This is a genomic window from Streptomyces reniochalinae, from assembly GCF_003323735.1.
Taxonomy (GTDB): domain Bacteria; phylum Actinomycetota; class Actinomycetes; order Streptomycetales; family Streptomycetaceae; genus Streptomyces; species Streptomyces reniochalinae.
The window spans coordinates 245,537-267,836 of the sequence record NZ_QOIM01000038.1; the positions used below are offsets into that span (position 1 = coordinate 245,537).

Below are 22,300 nucleotides of genomic sequence, written 5' to 3' on the forward strand. Positions count from 1 at the left end.
AACAATCGTTTGACCCCCGTCACCCCTATTTCCACTGTAGTAACTTCGGGTGACCGAACTGCGGGCAGAGAGCTGAGAGATTCGTTGCGTATGAACAAGCAGGCGAGTACAGCGATGTGGACCGCAGGAGCCGTTGCCGCGGCCCTGCTGTTGGGAGCATGCGGAAGCGACGACGACGGCTCCCAGGACGAGATCAAGGGCGCGGGCGACAACAAGCCCTCGAAGTCCGCCCCGGCGTCGAAGAGTTCCGCTCCCCCGGAGCCCGAGGACTCGGAGATCAAGCTGGCGAAGGACGCCAAGAACATCTTCGAGGACGCCAAGACGGACGACCCGAGGAAGCGGGAGGTCCTGGCGGACAACCGGCGGCGGATCAACTCCATCGACAGGGTGGTCACCACGCGCAAGGACACCGCTTTGGTGAAGAAGTACTCCAAGGGCGAGTCTCTGATCGCGGCGAACAAGTACATCCTTGACGCCATCAAAGAGAATCAAGGCTGGGCGGGAGTCACCCGCTACTACGACCAGAAGGTCGAGCTGAAAAGCGACACTCTCGCGGAAGTGAGCTTCTGCGCCGACGAGAGCAAGGCGAAGAACAAGGATCTCAAAAGCGGGGAACTCGCGCCGAACCACGGGGGCGACGTGAACTACATCTTCAGCAAACTCATCCTGGAGCGCAACAAGGACGGTGTCTGGCAGGCGATGTCGGGATCCGAGACCGCGAAGGCCGAGAAATGCATGGACTGATCCGGAGAAGTTCAGTTGCAGTCGTCGCCACTGGCCTGCTCTTCGCAGCTTCCTGGCCCACGCAAGCGGACCCCAAGGGCACGGGCACGAGCAAGGCTTCCGGTGACACCGACCGCGGGGACATCGTCACCGAGGTCTCCCGCGTGCAGATCACCGGTGGCGGCGACACCGGTAAGGACACCGTCGAACTGACTCCGCAGAACTCCGACTGGGAGCCGCCGGCGTGCTGGTACGAGCCGAAGACGTCGCCGAAGGAGCTCAAGGAGAAGATCGAGAGCGCGAAGCCCGAGAAGCGGAAGCCGAAGAAGAAGAAGCCGGAGACGATCTTCGACGATCTCGAGGAGAGCAACCAGGATGCCGCGGACGCGGTGTCCAACCAGGTGGTCGGTCTCTACGAGGACTACTACCAGACGGACAAGTACGAGGACTACAACATCGACAAATAGGGCGAGGGCATGTTCTGGGAAGGGGTGAGGAACCCCGACCGCGCTGACGATCCGGATGCGTACAAGTGCAGCCAGCACGCGTACTGGGTGCCGGATGGTGAAACCCCGAAAGGCGTTCCTCTCGCCGTCAGCCCCAAAGTGCTGGCCGAGTACGCGTACGAGCGGCTGCCCATTCCGCGCACCGCAATATCGCTGAACCCCAAGGGCAAGCAGACGGTCAACCTCGACACCTGGGTGTGGGCCGACAAGAAGAGGTTCAAGAAGGTCAGCGTGACGGCCTCGCTGGAGAATCCCGCCATCTCCGCCACCACCACCGCCAAACCCGTCTCCCTCACCCTCGAACCCGGCACCGAAGACGCCAAAACCTACCCCGGCTCGGGCACCTGCAAGCTCGGAGAGCCCTACTCCGCGGGGAAGAAGGATCAGACACCACCCTGCGGCGTCCGCTATCTCCGCGCCACCAGCAAAAACGGCACCTACCCCCTCAAGGCCACCCTCACCTGGGAGATCTCCTGGAAGGGATCCGACGGAAGCGGCGCCACACTGCCGGCAGGCACCTTCAGCACCACCGAAGACCTCACCGTCAAGGAAATCCAGTCGATCGTGCGCGACTGAGGACTTCGACGACGCGCACACGGAACACGCCGCGGCGCCTGCCGTGACCCGGTCGGGGACTGGCAGGCGCCGCGGTATCCGTACGTCCTTGTACGGAGGTTCCGGAGGTTCGGGGACCTCAGACGGTCAAGGAGCGGTCCGTGGGGCGGATGGGGGCGTGCAGGGTGCTGGCGGTGCCCGTCAGGTGGCGGTCGACGGCCTTCGCGGCGGAGCGGCCCTCCGCGATGGCCCACACGATGAGGGACTGGCCGCGGCCGGCGTCCCCGGCGACGTAGACGCCGGGGACGTTGGTGGCGTAGGAGTCGTCGCGCGCGATGTTGCCGCGCGCGTCGAGGTCGACGCCGAACTGTTCGACCAGGCCGTTCTCCCGGTCGACGCCGGTGAAGCCCATGGCGAGGGTGACCAGTTGGGCGGGGATCCTGCGTTCGGTGCCCGGCTTGGGTTCCAGCTTGCCGTCGACCATCTCGACCTCGACCAGGTGGAGCCATTGGACGTTGCCGTCCTCGTCCCCCTCGAAGTGGGTGGTGTTGACGGAGTAGACCCGCTCTCCGCCCTCCTCGTGCGCGGAGGTCACCTTGTAGAGCAGGGGGAAGGTCGGCCACGGCTGGCGGGCCGGGTCCCGCTCCTCGCCCGGCTTGGGCATGATCTCCAGCTGGGTGACGGAGGCGGCGCCCTGGCGGTGCGCGGTCCCGACGCAGTCGGCACCGGTGTCGCCGCCGCCGATGACGACGACGTGCTTGCCCTCCGCGCTGAGGGGGGAGTCGACGTAGTCGCCCTCCTGCACCTTGTTGGACAGCGGCAGGTACTCCATCGCCTGGTGGACGCCGTTCAGTTCCCGGCCGGGGACGGGCAGGTCGCGGGCCGTGGTGGCGCCGGCCGCGACGACCACCGCGTCGTACCGCTTGCGCAGCTTCTTCGCGTCGAGGTCGCGGCCGATCTCGACACCGGTGCGGAACTTGGTGCCCTCGGCGCGCATCTGCTCGATGCGGCGGTTGATGTGCCGCTTCTCCATCTTGAACTCGGGGATGCCGTAGCGCAGGAGGCCCCCGAGGCGGTCGGCGCGCTCGTAGACGACGACGGTGTGTCCCGCGCGGGTGAGCTGCTGGGCCGCGGCCAGCCCCGAGGGGCCCGAGCCGATGACGGCGACCGTCTTGCCGGAGAGCCGCTCGGGCGGCTGCGGGGCGACGCCGCCGCTCTCCCACGCCTTGTCGACGATGGAGACCTCGACGTTCTTGATGGTGACGGGCGGCTGGTTGATGCCCAGCACGCACGCCGACTCGCAGGGGGCGGGACAGAGCCGTCCGGTGAACTCGGGGAAGTTGTTGGTGGCGTGCAGGCGTTCGGAGGCCGCCGTCCAGTCGCCGCGGTAGGCGTAGTCGTTCCACTCGGGGATCAGGTTGCCCAGGGGGCAGCCGTTGTGGCAGAAGGGGATGCCGCAGTCCATGCAGCGTCCGGCCTGCTTGCTGATGATGGGCAGCAGGGAGCCGGGGACGTAGACCTCGTTCCAGTCCTTGACCCGCTCGTCGACGGGCCGGGACTGTGCGACCTCGCGGTCGGTGGTCAGGAAGCCCTTGGGGTCAGCCATGGGTCGCCGCCTCCATCATCTTCTCGTGGGTCTCGGTCTCGGAGAGACCCGCTCGCTCGGCGGCGTCCTTGGCGGCGAGCACGGCCTTGTAGGTGGCGGGGAGGACCTTGCGGAAGCGGCCTGCCGCTCCCTTCGGCCCGTCCCAGTCGGCGAGGAGCCCGGCGGCGACGGTGGAGCCGGTCTCCTCCTGGTGGCGGCGCACGACCTCGTGCAGCCACTTCCTGTCCTCGTCGGTCAGGTCCTCGACCGCTCCGCGCACTCCCGCGTTGACGTGTCCGAGGTGGAGGTCGATGACGTAGGCGGCGCCGCCGGACATGCCGGCGCCGAAGTTGCGTCCCGTGGGGCCCAGGACGACGGCAGCGCCGCCGGTCATGTACTCGCAGCCGTGGTCGCCCACGCCCTCGGAGACGACCAGCGCACCGGAGTTGCGGACACAGAAGCGTTCGCCGACCCGGCCGCGGAGGAAGAGCTCGCCGCCGGTGGCGCCGTAGGCGAGGGTGTTGCCGGCGATGGCGGAGTACTCGGCCAGGTGGTCGGCGGCCCGGTCGGGACGGACGATCACGCGGCCGCCGGAGAGGCCCTTGCCGACGTAGTCGTTGGCGTCCCCCTCGAGACGCAGGGTGATGCCGCGCGGGAGGAAGGCGCCGAAGGACTGTCCCGCCGATCCCGTGAAGGTGATGTCGACGGTGTCGTCTGGCAGTCCCGCGCCGCCGAACTTCCTGGTGACCTCGTGTCCCAGCATGGTGCCGACGGTCCGGTTGACGTTGCGGATCGCGACCTGGGCGCGTACCGGCTGCGCGTTCTCGGCGGTGTCGGCCTCCAGCGCGTCGGCGGCCAGCTTGATCAGCTGGTTGTCGAGCGCCTTCTCCAGCGCGTGGTCCTGGGGGGTGGCGTGGTGGCGGACGGCGCCTTCGGGCAGTTCGGGGACGTGCAGGAGCGGGGCCAGGTCGAGGCCGCGTGCCTTCCAGTGGTCCACGGCGCGGGAGGTGTCGAGGAGTTCGGCGTGGCCGATGGCCTCGTCGAGGGTGCGGAAGCCGAGTTCGGCGAGGAGTTCGCGGACCTCTTCGGCGATGAACTGGAAGAAGTTGACGACGTACTCGGCCTTGCCGCTGTAGCGCTCGCGCAGCGCGGGGTTCTGGGTGGCGATGCCGACCGGGCAGGTGTCGAGGTGGCAGACGCGCATCATGACGCATCCCGAGACGACCAGCGGCGCGGTGGCGAAGCCGAACTCCTCCGCGCCGAGGAGTGCGGCGATCACGACGTCGCGGCCCGTCTTGAGCTGGCCGTCGGTCTGTACGACGATCCGGTCGCGCAACCCGTTGAGCAGGAGGGTCTGCTGGGTCTCGGCCAGGCCCAGCTCCCAGGGGCCGCCCGCGTGCTTGAGCGAGGTGAGCGGGGAGGCGCCGGTGCCGCCGTCGTGCCCGGAGACCAGGACGACGTCCGCGTGTGCCTTGGACACGCCCGCCGCGACGGTGCCGACGCCGACCTCGGAGACCAGCTTCACGTGGATGCGGGCCGCCGGGTTGGCGTTCTTCAGGTCGTGGATGAGCTGGGCGAGATCCTCGATGGAGTAGATGTCGTGGTGCGGCGGCGGCGAGATGAGGCCGACGCCGGGCGTGGAGTGCCGGGTCCTGGCCACCCACGGGTAGACCTTGTGTCCCGGCAGCTGGCCGCCCTCGCCGGGCTTGGCGCCCTGGGCCATCTTGATCTGGATGTCGTCGGCGTTGACGAGGTACTCGCTCGTGACCCCGAAGCGTCCGGAGGCCACCTGCTTGATGGCGGAGCGCCGCGCCGGGTCGTACAGCCGCTCGGGGTCTTCGCCGCCCTCGCCGGTGTTGGACTTGCCGCCGAGCTGGTTCATGGCGATGGCGAGCGTCTCGTGCGCCTCCTGCGAGATGGAACCGTAGGACATGGCGCCGGTGGAGAACCGCTTGACGATCTCGCTCGCGGGCTCGACCTCCTCGACGGGGATCGAGGACCGCTCGCCCTTGAAGGAGAAGAGGCCGCGGAGCGTCATCAGGCGCTCGGACTGCTCGTCGACGCGCTGGGTGTACTGCTTGAAGATGTCGTAGCGGCGCTGTCGGGTGGAGTGCTGGAGGCGGAAGACCGTGTCGGGGTCGAACAGGTGCGGCTCGCCCTCGCGGCGCCACTGGTACTCGCCGCCGATGTCGAGGGCGCGGTGGGCCGGGGCGATGCCGGAGACGGGGTAGGCCTTGACGTGCCGGGCCGCGACCTCCTGGGCGACGACGTCGAGTCCTGCGCCGCCGACCTTGGTGGTGGTGCCGTGGAAGTAGCGGTCGACGAACGCCTCGTCCAGGCCGACCGCCTCGAAGACCTGCGCGCCGCGGTAGGAGGCGACGGTGGAGATGCCCATCTTGGACATCGCCTTCAGCACGCCCTTGCCCAGCGCGTGGATCAGGTTGCGGATGGCCTGCTCGGGCGCGAGCTCTCCCCCGGTGCCCGGCAGGAAGGTGCCGGCGCGGACGAGGTCCTCGACCGACTCCATGGCCAGGTAGGGGTTGACCGCGGCCGCGCCGTAGCCGATGAGCAGGGCGATGTGGTGGACCTCGCGCACGTCACCGGCCTCGACCAGCAGCCCGACCTGGGTGCGCTGCTTGGTGCGGATGAGGTGGTGGTGTACGGCGGAGGTGAGCAGCAGCGACGGGATCGGCGCGTGCTCGGCGTCCGAGTGCCGGTCGGACAGCACGATGAGCCGGGCTCCCGACTCGATCGCCTCGTCGGCCTCCACACAGATCTGCTCGATCCGGGCCGCGAGGCCGTCCCCTCCTTCGGCGACACGGTAGAGCCCGGAGAGCGTGGCGGACTTGAAGCCCGGCATGTCGCCGTCGGCGTTGATGTGGATGAGCTTGGCGAGCTCGTCGTTGTCGATGACGGGGAAGGGCAGCGTGACGCTGCGACAGGAGGCGGCGCTCGGCTCCAGCAGGTTGCCCTGGGCGCCCAGCGGCGAGTGCAGCGAGGTGACCAGCTCCTCGCGGATGGCGTCCAGCGGCGGGTTGGTGACCTGCGCGAACAGTTGGGTGAAGTAGTCGAAGATCAGCCGGGGCCGCTCGGAGAGCGCGGCGATGGGCGCATCGGTGCCCATGGAGCCGATCGGTTCGGCGCCGGTGCGCGCCATCGGCGCGAGGAGGACCCGCAGCTCCTCCTCGGTGTACCCGAAGGTCTGCTGGCGGCGGGTGACCGAGGCGTGGGTGTGCACGACGTGTTCGCGCTCGGGCAGCTCCGCGAGGTCGATGAGGCCCGCGTCCAGCCACTCCTGGTAGGGGTGTTCGGCGGCGAGCTGGGCCTTGATCTCGTCGTCCTCGATGATGCGCCGCTCCGCGGTGTCCACGAGGAACATCCGTCCCGGCTGGAGGCGGCCCTTGCGGACGACCTTGGCGGGGTCGACGTCCAGGACGCCGACCTCGGAGGCCAGGACGACGAGGCCGTCGTCGGTGACCCAGTAGCGCCCTGGACGCAGCCCGTTGCGGTCGAGAACGGCTCCGACCTGGGTGCCGTCGGTGAAGGTGACGCAGGCGGGGCCGTCCCAGGGCTCCATCATCGTGGAGTGGTACTGGTAGAAGGCGCGGCGGGCGGAATCCATGGAGTCCTGGGACTCGGCGGACTCCCAGGCCTCGGGCACCATCATCAGCACCGAGTGCGGCAGCGAACGGCCGCCGAGGTGCAGCAGTTCGAGCACCTCGTCGAAGGTGGCCGAGTCGGAGGCGCCCGGGGTGTTGATCGGGAAGATCCGCTCCAGCGTCTCGTGGTCGCCGAACAGCCCCGAGGCCAGCTGCGACTCGCGGGCCCGCATCCAGTTGCGGTTGCCCTGCACGGTGTTGATCTCGCCGTTGTGGGCGACGAACCGGTAGGGGTGGGCCAGCGGCCAGCTCGGGAAGGTGTTGGTGGAGAAGCGCGAGTGGACCAGCGCGATGGCGGTGGCGAAGCGGCGGTCGGACAGGTCGGGGAAGAACGGCTCGAGCTGTCCGGTGGTCAGCATGCCCTTGTAGACGAGGGTGCGCGCTGACAGCGAGGGGAAGTAGACGCCGGCCTCGCGTTCGGCGCGCTTGCGCAGCACGAAGGCGAGCCGGTCGAGTGCGATGCCCTCGCGTCCGCCGTCCGCTGCGGCGACGAACAGCTGGCGGAAGGTCGGCATGGTGGCGCGGGCGCCGGGGCCCAGCAGCTCGGGTGCGACGGGCACGTCGCGCCAGCCGAGCACCGTCAGGCCCTCTTCGGACGCCAGTGTCTCGATCTGTGAGACGGCTGCCGAGGTGGCTTCGGCGTCCTCGTCCTCGTGCGGCAGGAAGCCGATGCCGACGGCGTAGGACCCGGGCTCGGGCAGGGCGAAGGGGACGTTCTCGCGCAGGAAGGCGTCGGGGATCTGGAGGAGGATGCCGGCCCCGTCGCCGGTGTCGGGGTCGGACCCCGTGGCACCGCGGTGTTCGAGGTTGCGCAGGACGGTCAGCGCCTGTTCGACGAGGTCGTGGTCGGCCTCGCCGGTCAGGGTCGCCACGAAGCCGACACCGCAGGCGTCGTGCTCGTATCGGGGGTCGTACATGCCCTGCTTGGCAGGGCGGTGGGCGGCCCAATCCGCTGTCGGCACAGCACGCATCGGCAGCTCCCGTCGTCTCGTGGCAGTGGTACATACCGAGGGACGACGTTGGCCCTCTTGTGGCAGAAGAATTTTCGAGCAGGCTACAGGGTGGCCGATTTCCCGGAAAGTGGAAGCCGCGTCTCGCGATGCGGACGCGGGCGGCCTGTCCTCGTGGGACCCGCACGGAGGGGGCGGGGTCGAAGGTGGTGACCCCGGGTGAGGAACAGCTTGTCCACCACCCGCGTCGTTGCCGGCGGCGTTACGGACTACTGCCCGGGGCCACACGAAATGAAACCGCCGGGTAACACGCGGATCATGCCCCGGAAGGCCCGCCCGACGCTGTGACCTGGCCCACGGCCTGCCGGCAGCCGGGCGGACCGGTGTGCCGGTCCGCCCGGCTGCCGGGGCCCGGAGGGGTGGACACCCGGGAGGCCGCCGGTGCCCGGAGGGGAAGGCGGGGGCCCGGGAGCGCCGGCGAGGCCCGGAGGGCGGGCGGGGTCCGGGAGCGGGCGTGAGAAACGGGGAGGAAGCGGCGGAAGGGAAGGGCTCGGCCGGGGTCAGCGGGCGGCGGCGCCCAGGACCACCGGCAGCGCCTCCAGTTCGTTCTGGCTGAGTACCGGACGGTTGCGGATCCGCTCGGCCGGGACGGCGAGCCGCAGCGCCGGGAACCGGCCGAACAGCGCGGGGAGGGCGATCGACGCCTCCAGCCGGGAGAGCGCGGCGCCCGGACAGATGTGCGGCCCGTGTCCGAAGGCCAGGTGCCGCACCGGCCCGCCGGCCGCCCTGCGCAGGTCGAAGCGGTCGGCGTCGTCCCCGTGCTGCGCGCGGTCCCGGCCGATGGCGCGGTAGGACATGACGACGCCCTCGCCCTCCTCGATGACCGTGCCGGCGACCTCGATGTCCTCGGTCGCGAACCGCATGAGCAGGTGCGTGGAGGGCGACTCCCAGCGCAGCGTCTCCTCGATGACCGCGTCCCAGCCGACCTCGCCGTCGAGCACGAGCCGCAGCTGCTCCGGATGGGTGAGCAGGGCCCGCACGGCGCACAGGATGAGGGTCACGGTCGTCTCGTGTCCCGCGGCGACCATGGCTTCGAGGTTGCCGCGCACCTCCTCGGGCGTGAGCGGTTCGCCGCCCTCGTCGGCGAGGACGAGGGCGCTGGTGAGGTCGTCACCGGGGGCCGCGGTCTTGGCGCGGACCATGTCGTGGTACAGCCCGTCGAGCTCCTCGATGACCGCGAGGCGCTCGTCCTGCGGGGTCAGCAGCGAGAAGAAGGCCTCGTAGAGCTCGTGCAGCCGGGGTTCGAGAGCGGGGTCGACGCCCATCAGGGAGCAGACGACCGACATGGGCAGCGGCTGCGCGAAGTCCGCCTTCAGATCGACGGTCTCCTCGGGGCCGCGCTCGGCCATCCGGTCCAGGAGCGCGGCGGTGATCCCCTCGATCACGCCCCTGTTGGCCTCAAGCCGGCGCGGGGTGAGGGCCTGCGCCGTCTTCACCCGCAGGCGGCGGTGTTCGGCGCCGTCGACGGTGAACATGGAGCGGCCGGCGTCGACCATGCCGATGAGCGGCCAGGTGTGGTCGACGCGGCCGCTGCGCCACAGGTTCCAGCGCCCGATGTCCTTGACGAGCCGGCTGTCGGTGAGCAGCTTGCGGGCCTCGGCGTGGGTGGTGATCGTCCACGCCTCGGCGCCCATGAGAGCGATCCGGGCCACGGGTCCCGCGGTCCGCAGCGCCTCGGTCTCCTCGGCGAGGCCGCCGACGAGCGGGTCGATCTCCAGGGGGCAGCTCGCGGGCGTGTCCTGCGCGGGCGCCGCGGGGCCGTGGGCGGGGCAGCGGTCCTCGGGCGCCTCGGCGAGGGAGCTCCCGGCCGTGGGCTGTGGGTACATCAGTGTCCTCCGTGGGGCGGGGTGGTCTCGAACCTGACGGGGAGCACCGTCATGCCGCGCAGGAAGGGCGAGGGGCGGCGCGCCAGCGCCTGGGCCGGGACGGCGAGTTCGATCCCGGGCAGCCTGTCGAGGAGCACCTCGATACCGGTGCGGGCGAGGATTTCGGCGATCTCCTGGGCGGGGAAGGGGCACTGGTACTCGCCGTGGCTGAAGGCGAAGTGGGCGAAGTTGTTGTTGCGGAGCCCGTCGGCGGCGTGCGGGGTGTGGGCGTCGGGGTCGGCGTTGGCGCCCGCCAGGCCGAGCAGCAGCATGTCGCCCCTGGCGATGTGGCGCCCGGCCAGCCGGGTGTCGCGGGCGGCCCAGCGGCCGGCGAGGATCTGGGTGGGGGTGTCCTCCCACAGCACCTCGTTCATGGCCTCGGGGATGCTGTGGCGGCCGCCGGTCAGCGAGGCGGCGAAGCGGTCGTCGGTGAGCATGAGGCGCACCGAGTTGCCGAGCCAGTCGGACGTCGGCAGGAATCCGGCAGAGGTGAGCGCCATCAGGTTGAGGACGTACTCCTCGTCGGTGAAGGGCGCGGGGTGTGCCGTCATCGCGGAGATCATGTCGGCGCCGGTCTGGTGGTGGGCGCGTTCGACGAGCCGGCTCATCGCGGCGAGCGCGTCCTGGAACCCTGTGAGCGCGTCGGGTCCGCCGTCGCACATGTCGCTGAGCGAGCGGATGAGCGCGGGTCCTTCGGAGTCGGGGAAGCCGAGGACGCGGGCCAGGGCGAGGATGGTGAGCGGCCGGGCGTAGGCGGAGATGATCTCGGCTTCGCCCGTGCCGCAGAAGCCGTCGATGAGCCGGTCGGCGATCTCCTCGGTGCTGCGGCGCAGTTCGATGTGGTCGACGCTCTCGAGCGCGTCCTGGACCATCGCGAGGTGGCGGCGGTGCTCCTCGCCGACGGTGAAGTAGACCGAGGGCTGGGGGGTGCCGATCATCGGGCGCAGTGGCCAGTCCTCGGGCACGTTGGGCCACTGGTTCCACAGGCCCTGGTCGCGGGGGAAGAGCAGCGGGTCGCCGGTGACGCGGAGGAGTTCGCGGTAGCCGATGACGAGCCAGGCGGGGACGCCGCCGGGGAGGGTCACGGGGACGACGGGGCCGTGGTCGCGGCGCATGTCCCGGTGGAGGGCCTCCAGGTCGGTGTGGAACCTGGGCCCCATGAGGGGGACCGCGCCCGGTGGGGCCGCGGTGGCGTTCCGAGTGTCTGCGGGGCACCTGTCCGCGGTGTGTGCGGAGGCGCTCCGGGCGGGCCGGGGCTGACTGGTCATGGTCGCTGATTCCCCTGTGAGCGGCGGCACTTGGTGTCTGCACGTGTCACTTCCTGCACACCTTAGACACGTTCCCGATCAGCGGGAGGCGGTTCTTGACGATCCGCGTCTCCTCGTTCTCTCCACTCCTCTCCACAGGTCGCCCCGCGAACATCCGGAGGTGCTCGACCCCTTGACAGGAGGGGAGGGCGCACCCAGTATCTGTAAACGTTTTCAGCCGCTGTAAAGGTTTACAGCCCGCGTGGCGGCTGCCTCATCGGACACTCCGGCGGAATCTCCGGCGGACCTCCATCGCGAAGGGGACGAAGTGATGTCTGACGGCGGACCACCGACCGTCGTGTCGATCGCGGAGCGCGCCGGCGTCTCGATCGCCTCCGTCTCCCGCGTCCTCAACGGCGTGGGAGCGCGCCCCGAGACCGTACGGCGGGTCGAGCGGGCCGCGGCCGAGCTCGGCTACGTGCCCAACGCGGTGGCCCAGTCCCTCAAGGGCGGGCGCACCAAGCAGTTGACGTTCGCCATGCAGGACATCGGCAACCCCGTCTACGTGGCGATGGTCCGCCAGATCCAGGCCGTCACCCGGGCCGCCGGGTACCGGCTGCTGCTGCACTCCACCGATGCGGTGATCGAGGACGAACTCGCCGTGGTGCGCAGCCTCGGGGACCGCACGAGTGACGGGCTGATCCTGTGCCCGATCCGCATCACCCCCGAGCACGTGGAGGTGCTGACGGCGGCGGCCGGACCCGTGGTCGTGATCGGCTCGCTGCCCCGGGGTGTGCCGGTCGACGCGGTGCAGGCCGACTCGGTGCTCGGCGCCCGGCTGGCCGTCACCCACCTTGTCGAGAGCGGCAGGCGGCGGATCGCGTTCGTCAACGGCCCCCTCGACACGGTGCCGGGCCACAACCGCCGCCAGGGCTACCTCAAGGCGCTCGCCGAGGGCGGCATCGTGCCGGATCCGGAGCTGGAGCGCGCCACCTCCTTCGGGCTGGGCGCCGGACGCGAGGCGCTGCACGACCTGCTCGACGCGGGCGCGGCCCCCGACGCCGTCTTCTGCGCCAACGACCAGCTCGCCCTCGGCGCTGCGCAGGCCGCACACGAGCGGGGCCTGCGCATACCCGAGGAGATGGCCGTCGTCGGCATGGACGACAGCGACCTCGCCCGCGCCTGCTGGCCGCCGCTGAGCAGCGTGGACCTCGGCTCCGAGGAGCGCGGCAGGGCCGCGGCGCGCATGCTGCTGGAGCGGCTGTCCGACACCCCCGACGAACGGCCGGGCCCCGGCCCCGAAGCGCCACGCGCCGGCGCGGCGCGGCGCGTGACCACGGCGCCCCGGCTGGTCGTCCGCGCCTCGTCGGCCCCGTCCGCTCCCGCGACCACGGCGAGAGGCGGTGCCCGGTGAGCACGGCCTCCCCCGCGTCGCTCGGCGACGAGACGACAGGCGCCCTCCCCGCGGCCCGGAGCGGCGGGAGGGGCGGGCGCGGTACCCCGCCGCCACGCACCCCCGCGGCCCGCAAGCGCCTCCTCGGACTCGACCACGGCGCCTGGTTCCTGCTGCTGCCCGCGCTGCTGCCGATCCTGGTGCTGAGCGTGGGACCGCTGCTGTACGCCATCTCGCTCTCCTTCACCGACGCCCAGTTCGGGCGGACCGTGGAGACCGACTTCATCGGCGCCACCAACTTCGCCGACCTGCGCCTGGACTCGCTGTTCTGGGACTCGTTCCGCATCGGCCTGGTGTGGGCGGTGGCCGTCACCGCGCTGCAACTGGTGCTGGCGCTGGGGCTGGCGCTGCTGCTCAACCAGAACCTGCGCTTCCGCTGGCTGGCCCGCACGCTGGCGCTGGTGCCCTGGGCGATGCCGGAGGTCGTGGTCGGCATCATGTGGCGGCTCGTCTACCACCAGGACGCCGGCATCCTCAACAAGACGCTGCGGCAGCTCGGGCTTATCGGTGAAAACGTCGACTGGCTGACGAACCTCTCCCTCGCGCTGCCCGCCGTCATCCTCGTCGGCGTGTGGGCGGGCATGCCGCAGACCACCGTCGTGCTGCTGGCCGGGCTGCAGAACGTGCCCCACGAGCTGACGGAGGCCGCGCAGCTGGACGGCGCCGGGGTGTGGCGGCGGTTCACCTCGGTGACCTGGCCCGCGCTCAAGCCGGTGGCGGTGGCGATGACCGCGCTGAACTTCATCTGGAACTTCAACTCCTTCGGCCTGGTCTACGTGCTCACCCAGGGCGGGCCGGGCGGCCAGACGCGGCTGCCGATGCTCTTCGCCTACGAGGAGGCCTTCACGTACGGCCAGTTCGGCTACGCCGCCGCGATGGGCGTCGTGATGATCGCCGTCGTCGCCGTGTTCCTCACGGTGTTTTTGCGCAAGCGCCTCAAGGAGGACGCCATATGAGCGCCACGAGCAGCGCCGGAGCGCCGACCGCGCGCACGAGCGCGCCTTCCGAGGGACACGGGCGGCGGCGCACCCTTCGGCTCGCGGGCCGCACCGGACAGTACGCCGGGCTCCTGTGCTACCTCGTCTTCCTCGCCTTCCCCCTGGTGTGGCTGGTCTCCACCTCCTTCAAGTCACCGCAGGAGCTGGGCAGGATCGACCCGACGTGGCTGCCGCGCCATCCCACGCTGGAGAACTTCCGCGCCGCCTTCGAGGCCCAGCCGCTGGCCCGCTCGGCGCTCAACAGCCTGATCGTGGCGGGCGGCGCCACCCTCGTCTCCGTGGCGCTCGCCGTGCCCGCCGCCTACGCCCTGGTGCGCCACCGCTCCCGGGTGAGCACGGCCGCCAACGGGTGGGTGCTGGTCAGCCAGATGTTCCCGTTCGTGCTGGTGATCATCCCGCTCTTCCTCGTCCTGAAGAACCTGCACCTGGTCAACTCTCTCGGCGGGCTGATCATCGTCTACGTCGTCTGGAACCTGCCGTTCTCGCTGTGGATGCTCCAGGGCTACGTCAAGGCGGTGCCCGTCTCGCTGGAGGAGGCCGCCGCGGTGGACGGGGCGAGCAGGCCGCGCATCCTGCGCAGTGTCGTGCTGCCCCTGCTGGCGCCCGGCCTCGTGGCGACGCTGATGTTCTCCTTCGTCACCGCCTGGAACGAGTTCTTCTTCGCCCTCGTTTTGCTCAAGTCCCCGGAGACCCAGACGATGTCCGTCATCCTCACCCGCTTCCTCGGCGACGAGGGCGTCGCCGACCTGGGCCCGCTGGCCGCCGCCTCGGTGCTCGCGACGATCCCCAGCCTGCTCTTCTTCGCCCTGCTCCAGCGGCGGCTGGCCTCCGGGATGCTGGCCGGGGCGGTGAAGGGCTGATGCGCCGCGCACCGAGGGGTACGCGCGCGACCGTCCGCGCCGCGACCGCGGCCCTGCTGGCCTGCGCCCTGCTCACCTCCTGCGCGGGCGGCGGCGAGGGCGAGGGCGAGGGCACCGTCACCCTGGACTACTACAGCCTCGCCTGGCAGAAGGAGTCCGTCGCCGCGAACAAGAAGCTGGTCGCGCGGTGGAACAGGACCCACGAGAAGGTGAAGGTCCGCTACGTGCAGGGCGCCTGGGACACCGTCCACGACCAGCTGCTGACCTCCTTCGAGGGCGGCGAGGCGCCCGACGTCATCCACGACGACGCCAGCGACCTGACCGACTTCGCCTACGGCGGCTACCTGGCCGACCTGCGCGACTACCTGCCGAAGAAGTCCCGCGCCGCCATCCCGCAGGCCGGCTGGGACGCCGTGACGATGAACGGCGGACGCGTCTACGGCGTGCCGTTCCTCCAGGAACCCAAGGTGCTCGTCGCCGACAAGAAACTGCTGGAGCGCTCCGGCGTGCGGATACCGACGGCGCGCCACCCCTGGACGTGGCAGGAGTTCGAGCAGGCCGCGAAGAAGCTGACCCGCGACGAGGACGGCAACGGCAAACCCGAGCGGTACGGCACTGTGTGGCCGATGAAGGAGCCGGTCAAACAGTCCGTCAACCTCTCACTGTCCACCGGCGGACGCCTCTTCACCCGCGAGCGGACCGGCGACGGCACCAAGAACACCGTGCGGTTCGCCGAGCGCGACGCGGCCGTCAGCGAGCTCATCCACCGCCAGGTCAACAAGGACCGCACCGCGCCGCGCAGCGGGCTCGGCATGGGCGGCTCCGACACACTGCCCGGCTTCTTCGCCGGGCGCTACGCGATGGTGCCGCTCAACTTCTCCTTCCGCCAGCAGGTGCAGCAACAGGCCCCGGACGGCTTCGAGTGGACCGTGCTGCCGCTGCCGCGCGGTCAGCGCGAGGGCGAGAACGCGCAAGGCGTCGTCCCGCAGACCCTCTCGGTGGCGCAGGAGAGCGAGCACAAGAAGGCCGCCGCCGACTTCGTCGCCTACATGACCACCCCCGAGCACCAGGCAGCGCTCGCCAAGGGCGACTGGCTGCTGCCCACCGCGAAGGAGGCCCTCACGGACCCCGAGATCAACCGGCGCGAGGACGGCTGGCGCACGGGCGCCCGGATCGCCCGCACCCTGCGGCCCTCGCCGACGCTCGGCGTGCGCGGCTACGCGGAGTGGGCCGACAAGGTCGCCACCCCCGCCTTCCAGCGCTACTACAGAGCCGACACCGGCCTGGAGGCGCTGCGTGACGCGCTGGTCGACGACGGCAACCTGATCCTCGACCGCTACCAGCGATGACCCAGGTGCGGCGGGAAGAGCACGCGACGGCCCGACCCCCGCCCTCACCCGCCGCCTGACCCGCACCAGGACCGGCCGCAGGCCGCCAGGTGCCCCCGGTTCTCCGCCGTCGCGGCGGAGAGAGTGCGCCCCAGCGCACGGCACGGAAAACCGCACAGAAAGAGCTCCGCATGAGCGCCGAGCTGTCGGCCGCAGCACCGCCCGCACGATCCGCGTCCTCCGCTCCCTCGCCCGCCCCCTCCTCCGCGCCCGCCCCCTCCCTGCCGCTCGCTCCTCGCGCCCTGTCCCCCTCACCGACCGACCGCGCCAGGGGCGCGATGGTGGGGCTCGCCGTGGGGGACGCGCTCGGAGCCCCCGCCGAGAACATGAAACCGTCGCAGATCCGCGAAAGGTGGGGCCGCATCGAGGGGTTCGTCAGCGACGATCCGGCCGGCACGGACGACACCGAGTACGCCCTCTTCTCCGGGCTGCTGCTCGCCGAGCACGGCTCCGCGCTCACCGTGGAGCACGTGGAGGCGGCCTGGCACCGGTGGATCGCCGACCTGGACGAGGGCTCCTTCCGCGGTGCGGGCTTCAGCGAGCGCGGCACGCTGGAGAACCTGCGCAGGGGCCTGGCGGCGCCCATCTCGGCGCAGCACCGGCACGCCTGGAGCGACGGACTGGCCATGCGGGCCGCGCCGTTCGGGGTGTTCGCCGCGGGGCGGCCCGCCGAAGCCGCACGGCTGGTGGCCATCGACGGCACCGTCAGCCACGAGGGCGAGGGCATCTACGGCGGCCGTGCGGTGGCCGCGGGTGTCGCGGCGGCCATGGTGAGCGACAGCCCCGGCGCCGCCGTGCAGGCCGCGCTGTCGGTGATCCCGGAGAACTCCTGGACCTCCCGCTCCCTCCAACGTGCCGTCTCGGCCGCGCGCCGTGCGCCACTGCGGCCCGACGCGACGCGGCTGAGCGTCGAGCGCGCCGTGCGCTCGTCCGTCGTCATCGGCGGCTATCCGTGGACGGATCTGGCACCCGAGGCGATCGGGCTCGCGTTCGGCGCGTTCACCGCGGCGCGCGGCGACTTCACCCACGCGGTGCTCACCGCCGTCAACATGGGCCGCGACGCCGACACCACGGCAGCCGTCGCCGGCGCGCTCGCCGGTGCGCTGCGCGGACAGGCGGCGATCCCCGAGCGGTGGTCGTCCGCGATCCGTCCCGTACGGGGCAGCTGCCTGCCCGCCATGGCGGGGCGGCACGTACGCGATATCGCCGACCGGCTCGTGGCCGCCGCCGAAGCGCTGCCCGCCGACTCCGACGCGGCGCGGGACGCCTCATGAGCACCACCACCGCCGCGCCCACGAGAGCAGACCTGTCCGGCGACGACGGCGCGGCCAGGATCGAGGGGCTGCTGCTGGGGCTGGCCGCGGGGGACGCAGCGGGCTGGCCCTCGGGGCGGCACCGCGCCGCCCGGCTGCCGGACTGGACCCGCAGGCTGACCCGCGAGCTGGACACCTTCGCCGAACAGAACGCCACCACCACCCTGCCGGTGCCCATCGCGCTCAACCAGCCGCCGGAACCGCTGCGTCTCGGCCCCTCCGACGACGCCGAGTGGGCCGCCTTCACCGCGTACGCCGTGCTGTCCGCCGACCCGGCGGCGCACAGCGACCTGGCACCCGACCAGCGGGTGCGCGCCGCGCTGACCCTGGCGTGGAACGCGCTGGCCGACGAGGTGGCGGCGGCGGCCGAGCGGGCCGAGGAGATCGAGTCGGCGCAGATCCCGCTGCGCGCCCGCATCTCCGTACGGGCGGGTCTCGGCAACCTCGCCGCCGGGCTGCGGCCCCCGGCGACCGGGCACGACAATCCGCACTACTTCGACGACGCCGCCTGCGGGCGCGCCGCCGTGCTGGCCGTCGTCCACCCGGGCGACCCCGCCGCGGCGGCCCGTCTCGCCGAGTTCGACGCCCGCTACACCCAGGACGACGACGGCGTGCACGGCGCCCGTGCGATGGCCGCCGCCGTCGCGGTCGCGCTGGCGGGCGGCGAGACGGACGCCTGCGTCGCGGCCGCGCTCGACCAGCTCCCCGACGGCACCGAGATCCGCCGCAACACGCTGGCGGCCCTGCGGCTGGCGCACGCGGCGCTCAAGGAGAGCGCCGGGCTGCCGGGCAGCGCGTTCGCGCTGGTCCCCGTGTTGGAGCACGAGATCGTCGACCACGTCTACAGCTACGGCATCGCCGCCGCCGAGACGGTGCCCGTGGCGCTCGCGGTGGCGACCGCGGCCCGGGGCCGGCTGAGCGAGGCGGTACCGGCCGCCGTGTGCCTGTCCCGGGTCGCCGACTCGGCGCCCGCGCTGACCGGGGCCCTGGCCGGCGCGCTCGGCGGGGCGCGCGCGGTGCCCGCCTCGTGGCGCGAGAGCTGCCGCAGGCTGTCCGGCTGCGCGCTGCCCCAGTTCGCGGGCGCCGACCTGGTGGAGACGGCGGGCCGGCTGGCCGCGCACCACCCGGCGCCCACCGACCGCCGTGCGGTCACCGCCCGTCCAGCCCACGCCCCGGAAGGACCCCAGAAGCCATGAGCTCCCCCACCGCACCCGCCGCGACGCTCTCCCTCACCGAACGGACCGTGGGCTGCCTGGTCGGCGCCGCTGTCGGTGACGCGCTCGGCGGACCCGTCGAGGGCTGGTCGCCCGCGGCGATCGCCGAGCGGCACGGCGGCCGCGTCCGCGGCATCGTCGAGCCGTTCCACAAGGACGCCTGGCGCACCGCCCGCCCCATCGCCCCGTACCACAAGGGTGACGGGCACGTCACCGACGACACTCTCATGACGCACGCCCTCGTCCGCGTCTACGAGAAGGTCCGCGACCATCTGGACGCCTACGCCGTGGCCGACCACCTGGTGCCCGACCTGATCGGCGAGCCCCGCTGGATACCCGAACTGGAAGCCGAGGCGCTGCTGTTGCAGCGGATCTTCCTGGCCGAGAAGTGGCTGGTCGCGCGGATCCACTACGGGCACGTCGACCCGCGCGAGGCGGGCGTCGGCAACATCGTCAACTGCGGAGCCGCGATGTACATGGCGCCGGTCGGCGCGGTCAACGCGGGCAACCCGGACGCCGCCTACGCGGAGGCGCTCGATGTGGCCGGCGCCCACCAGTCCTCGTACGGGCGGGAGGCCGCAGGGGTGTTCGCCGCCGCCGTGGCCGCCGCGTTCCGGCCCGGCGCCACGCCGGAATCCGTCGTCGCCGAGGCGCTGCGGCTCGCCAAGGACGGCACCCGGGCCGCCCTCGAGGCCGTGAGCGAGACGGCCGCCGGGTACGACGACTGGGAGGCGGCGCTGGCGCCGCTGCGCGAGGCCGTCGCCCCGTTCGACACCGTGGGCGCCGAGTACCGCAGCCCCTCGCTGGGCGCCCGCCGTCCGTCCCGGCTGCACGCCATCGAGGAGTTGCCGATCGCGATGGGCATGCTGCTGGTGGGCGGCGGCGACTACCGCGCCACCGTCCTCGGCTCCGTCAACTACGGCCGCGACTGCGACTCCATCGCCTCCATGAGCGGCGCTCTGGTCGGCGCCCTGCACGGCGAGGCGGCCGTCCCCGCCGAGTGGAGCGAGGAGATCACCGCGGCCAGCAAGCTGGACCTGCGCTCCCCCGCGCTGTCACTGGCCGCCGTGGCGCGCGACGTGTACGCGCGCGACGTGGAGCGGCGGCGCGCGCACGAGGCGGCGTTCGAGGCGCTGGCGGGTGCACGATGACGCCCGGGCACGGTGACAGGGCGACGGTGGCACCCGGCCGCGGGGAGCCGCTGGTCCGGCTGACCTGGGTGCAGCCCGAGGACCTGGTCGGGCACGAGCTGCGGCAGGCGGCGCAGGACGGCCGGGACGCCTCGGACGTGGAGCGGCGGTGGCGCGAGGCGGGCGGCGGCCTCGCCCCCGCCAGGGCCGGCGCTTCCCCCGAGCCGGCCTCCCGTCGACTGCGCGCGCTCGCCGGGGAGTTGCTGGACGAGCTCGCCGGGATCGAGGCGCCCGCCGCCGCGTACGAGCCGACCGGTCTCGACGCGATCCGCGCCGCCTGCCCGGGCTGGCCCGCCCGACGCCACCAGGTGCGCGGCGGGTACGCGGAACGGCTGCACGCCGCCTGGCTGGGCCGTGCGGCCGGATGCGTGCTGGGCAAGCCGGTGGAGAAGGTGACCCTGGAGGGCATCAGGGCGCTGGCCGGGGCCACCGGCAACTGGCCGCTGTCCGGCTGGTTCACCGAGCGCGGCCTCGACGCCGCGACGGCCGCGGCACACCCGTGGAACCGCCGCTCCGCCGCGACGTCGCTCGCCGAGAACATCGACGGGGCGCCCGAGGACGACGACCTCAACTATCCGCTGCTCGGGGTGGTGCTGCTGGAGCGGTACGGGCACGGCTTCACCACAGGCGACGTGGCGCGGCTGTGGCTGGACGAACTGCCGGCGGGGCGCACGTTCACGGCCGAGCGGGTGGCGTACCGCAACCTGCTGGCCGGCGTCGAGCCGCCGCTCACGGGCGCGTACCGCAACCCGTTCCGCGAGTGGATCGGAGCGCAGATCCGCGCCGACGTCTTCGGCTGGACCCACCCGGGCGACCCGGGTGCCGCGGCCGAGGCGGCGTGGCGGGACGCCACGCTGACCCATACGGCGAACGGCGTCTACGGGGCCATGTTCGCCGCCGCGGCGCTCGCCCACGCGGCGGGCCTCGGCGACGGGGCGACGGCGGAGGGGTGCCTGGAGGCGGGGCTGTCCGTCGTCCCGCCCGCTTCGCGGTACGCGACCGCCGTCCGCACGGGCATCGCCGCGGCGCGCGAGGCGCCCGACGACTCCCCCGCGGGTTTCGCGCACGTGGTGGACGGGCTGCACGCCGCCTACGGGGACCACCACTGGGTCCACGTGCTGCCCAACGCGGCGCTGCTCGCCGCCGCGCTGACCCACGCGCGGGGCGACTTCGAAGGCGCCGTCTGCCGGGTGGTCTCCGGCGGCTGGGACACCGACTCCAACGGCGCGAGCGCCGGTTCCCTGACGGGGCTGCTCGCCGGAGCGCCCGCGGCCCTCCCCGCCCGCTGGACGGCCCCGCTGAAGAACCGCCTGGCGACGAGCGTGGGCGGCATGGACGGCATCGGCTTCGACGCGCTGGCGGCCCGTACCCGCGCGCTCGCCGCCACCGCCCCCTCGTCCCCCTCGTCCCCCTCGTCCCGCGACGCCACAGGAGACGCCACGCCATGAACGAGACCCGCTCGCACGCGACCACTTCGCACGAGCCTGCCGAGTCCGGGACCCCTTCGCCTCCAGCCCCTTCGCCCGGGGCGGCCGCCCCGCTGCGCGGCCTGCGCGTGCTCGACCTCGCCACGCTCTTCGCGGGACCTCTCGCCGCGACCATGCTCGGCGACTTCGGCGCGGAGGTCGTCAAGGTGGAGCACCCGCGCAAGCCGGACCCGTCGCGGGGGCACGGCCCCAGCAAGGACGGGGTCGGCCTGTGGTGGAAGCTGCTGGGCCGCAACAAGCGGACGGTCACGCTCGACCTGTCCTCTCCCCAGGGGCGTGAGGTCCTGCTCAAGCTCGCCGCTGACGCCGACGTGGTCATCGAGAACTTCCGCCCCGGCACCCTGGAGCGGTGGGGCCTGGGCTGGGAGGCGCTGTCCGAGGCCAATCCGCGTCTCGTGCTGGCGCGGGTGACCGGATTCGGGCAGCGCGGCCCGTACGCGCAGCGGCCCGGGTTCGGCACCCTCGCCGAGGCGATGAGCGGGTTCGCCGCCGTCACCGGCGAACCCGACGGGCCGCCGACGCTGCCGCCGTTCGGGCTCGCCGACTCCATCGCGGCGCTCTCGACGGCGTACGCCGTGATGACGGCACTGGCGGGACGCGCGCACACCGGGCGCGGCCAGGTGGTGGACATGGCCATCATCGAGCCGATGCTGACGGTGCTGGGGCCGCAGCCGCTCTGGTACGACCAGCTCGGCTACGTCCAGCCGCGCACCGGCAACCGTTCGGCCAACAACGCGCCGCGCAACACCTACCGCACGGCCGACGGCCGCTGGGTGGCCGTCTCCACCTCAGCGCAGTCCGTGGCCGAGCGCGTGCTGCGGCTGGTGGGGCGGCCCGAGTTCCTCCAGGAGCCCTGGTTCGCGACGGGGGCCGGGCGCGCCGAGCACGCCGCCGAGCTGGACGAGGCGGTCGGCGGCTGGATAGCCCGCCATAGCAGGGACGAGGTCGTGAGCGCCTTCGAGCAGGCCCAGGCGGCCGTCGCGCCCGTCTACGACGTGCGCGACGTGATGGCCGACCCGCAGTACCGGGCTCTCGACTCGGTCACCAGCGTCGAGGACGACGAACTCGGGACGCTCAGGATGCAGAACGTCCTCTTCCGGCTGTCGGAGACACCCGGCGCGATCCGCTGGGCGGGGCGGCGGCACGGCGCCGACACCGACGCCGTGCTCGGCGGCGTCGGCCTGAGCGAGGAGGAGATAGCGGCGCTGCGCGAGGCGGGTGTGGTGCGGTGAACGCCTCGTCGCCGG

General features: G+C 72.2%; 16 protein-coding genes. 12 read left to right on the forward strand and 4 right to left on the reverse strand.

The window, feature by feature from the left end; genetic code table 11:
• Positions 1-90 precede the first annotated feature (90 nt).
• Genes DQ392_RS20570 through DQ392_RS35365 form a run of 3 tightly spaced genes read left to right on the forward strand, consistent with a single transcriptional unit; the run spans position 91 to position 1,805 of the window.
• Complete coding sequence (locus DQ392_RS20570; RefSeq protein ID WP_114017114.1) at positions 91-744, forward strand: hypothetical protein; 654 nt, start codon at positions 91-93, stop codon at positions 742-744.
• Positions 732-1,190, forward strand: coding sequence for a hypothetical protein (locus tag DQ392_RS35360; RefSeq protein ID WP_245981706.1), 459 nt, complete (start codon positions 732-734; stop codon positions 1,188-1,190). The genes DQ392_RS20570 and DQ392_RS35360 overlap by 13 nt, the downstream gene beginning before the upstream one ends.
• A gap of 9 nt (positions 1,191-1,199) precedes the next feature.
• Complete coding sequence (locus DQ392_RS35365) at positions 1,200-1,805, forward strand: hypothetical protein (RefSeq protein WP_245981708.1); 606 nt, start codon at positions 1,200-1,202, stop codon at positions 1,803-1,805.
• A 118-nt stretch (positions 1,806-1,923) separates the two neighbouring features.
• Here DQ392_RS35365 and DQ392_RS20580 read toward each other — a convergent pair whose 3' ends face one another.
• From DQ392_RS20580 to DQ392_RS20595, 4 genes are all read right to left on the reverse strand, one after another.
• Positions 1,924-3,390, reverse strand: a complete 1,467-nt coding sequence (locus DQ392_RS20580; protein WP_114017115.1) for a glutamate synthase subunit beta — start codon at positions 3,388-3,390, stop codon at positions 1,924-1,926.
• A complete protein-coding gene (gene gltB, locus DQ392_RS20585; protein WP_114017116.1) occupies positions 3,383-7,999 on the reverse strand; it encodes a glutamate synthase large subunit in 4,617 nt (1,538 codons plus the stop codon). The genes DQ392_RS20580 and gltB overlap by 8 nt, the downstream gene beginning before the upstream one ends.
• 539 nt (positions 8,000-8,538) lie before the next feature.
• Entirely contained in the window at positions 8,539-9,864 is a 1,326-nt protein-coding gene (locus tag DQ392_RS20590) for a cytochrome P450 family protein (protein WP_114017117.1), read from the reverse strand.
• Positions 9,864-11,171: a cytochrome P450 gene (locus tag DQ392_RS20595; RefSeq protein WP_425470563.1), complete on the reverse strand. Its 1,308-nt coding sequence runs from the start codon at positions 11,169-11,171 to the stop codon at positions 9,864-9,866. Before DQ392_RS20595 ends, DQ392_RS20590 begins: the two co-directional genes overlap by 1 nt.
• Positions 11,172-11,481: 310 nt before the next feature.
• Between DQ392_RS20595 and DQ392_RS20600 the strand changes: the two genes are divergently transcribed.
• The 9 genes from DQ392_RS20600 (at position 11,482) to DQ392_RS20640 (ending at position 22,285) form a co-directional block, all read left to right on the forward strand.
• Positions 11,482-12,564 (forward strand): LacI family DNA-binding transcriptional regulator, encoded by a 1,083-nt coding sequence (locus tag DQ392_RS20600; protein ID WP_114017119.1) that lies wholly within the window; start codon positions 11,482-11,484, stop codon positions 12,562-12,564.
• Positions 12,561-13,559 carry a carbohydrate ABC transporter permease gene (locus tag DQ392_RS20605; RefSeq protein ID WP_114017120.1) on the forward strand — a complete coding sequence of 333 codons (999 nt, stop codon included), beginning with the start codon at positions 12,561-12,563 and terminating at the stop codon, positions 13,557-13,559. Before DQ392_RS20600 ends, DQ392_RS20605 begins: the two co-directional genes overlap by 4 nt.
• Positions 13,556-14,461, forward strand: a complete 906-nt coding sequence (locus tag DQ392_RS20610) for a carbohydrate ABC transporter permease (protein WP_114017121.1) — start codon at positions 13,556-13,558, stop codon at positions 14,459-14,461. The genes DQ392_RS20605 and DQ392_RS20610 overlap by 4 nt, the downstream gene beginning before the upstream one ends.
• Positions 14,461-15,810 carry an ABC transporter substrate-binding protein gene (locus tag DQ392_RS20615; RefSeq protein ID WP_114017122.1) on the forward strand — a complete coding sequence of 450 codons (1,350 nt, stop codon included), beginning with the start codon at positions 14,461-14,463 and terminating at the stop codon, positions 15,808-15,810. Before DQ392_RS20610 ends, DQ392_RS20615 begins: the two co-directional genes overlap by 1 nt.
• 317 nt (positions 15,811-16,127) lie before the next feature.
• Entirely contained in the window at positions 16,128-17,123 is a 996-nt protein-coding gene (locus DQ392_RS20620; RefSeq protein WP_245981742.1) for an ADP-ribosylglycohydrolase family protein, read from the forward strand.
• Positions 17,120-18,358, forward strand: a complete 1,239-nt coding sequence (locus DQ392_RS20625) for an ADP-ribosylglycohydrolase family protein (protein WP_114017124.1) — start codon at positions 17,120-17,122, stop codon at positions 18,356-18,358. The genes DQ392_RS20620 and DQ392_RS20625 overlap by 4 nt, the downstream gene beginning before the upstream one ends.
• Positions 18,355-19,527, forward strand: a complete 1,173-nt coding sequence (locus DQ392_RS20630; protein ID WP_114017125.1) for an ADP-ribosylglycohydrolase family protein — start codon at positions 18,355-18,357, stop codon at positions 19,525-19,527. The genes DQ392_RS20625 and DQ392_RS20630 overlap by 4 nt, the downstream gene beginning before the upstream one ends.
• Positions 19,524-21,014, forward strand: a complete 1,491-nt coding sequence (locus tag DQ392_RS20635) for an ADP-ribosylglycohydrolase family protein (RefSeq protein WP_114017126.1) — start codon at positions 19,524-19,526, stop codon at positions 21,012-21,014. Before DQ392_RS20630 ends, DQ392_RS20635 begins: the two co-directional genes overlap by 4 nt.
• Positions 21,011-22,285 carry a CaiB/BaiF CoA transferase family protein gene (locus tag DQ392_RS20640; protein WP_114017127.1) on the forward strand — a complete coding sequence of 425 codons (1,275 nt, stop codon included), beginning with the start codon at positions 21,011-21,013 and terminating at the stop codon, positions 22,283-22,285. Before DQ392_RS20635 ends, DQ392_RS20640 begins: the two co-directional genes overlap by 4 nt.
• Positions 22,286-22,300 lie beyond the last annotated feature (15 nt).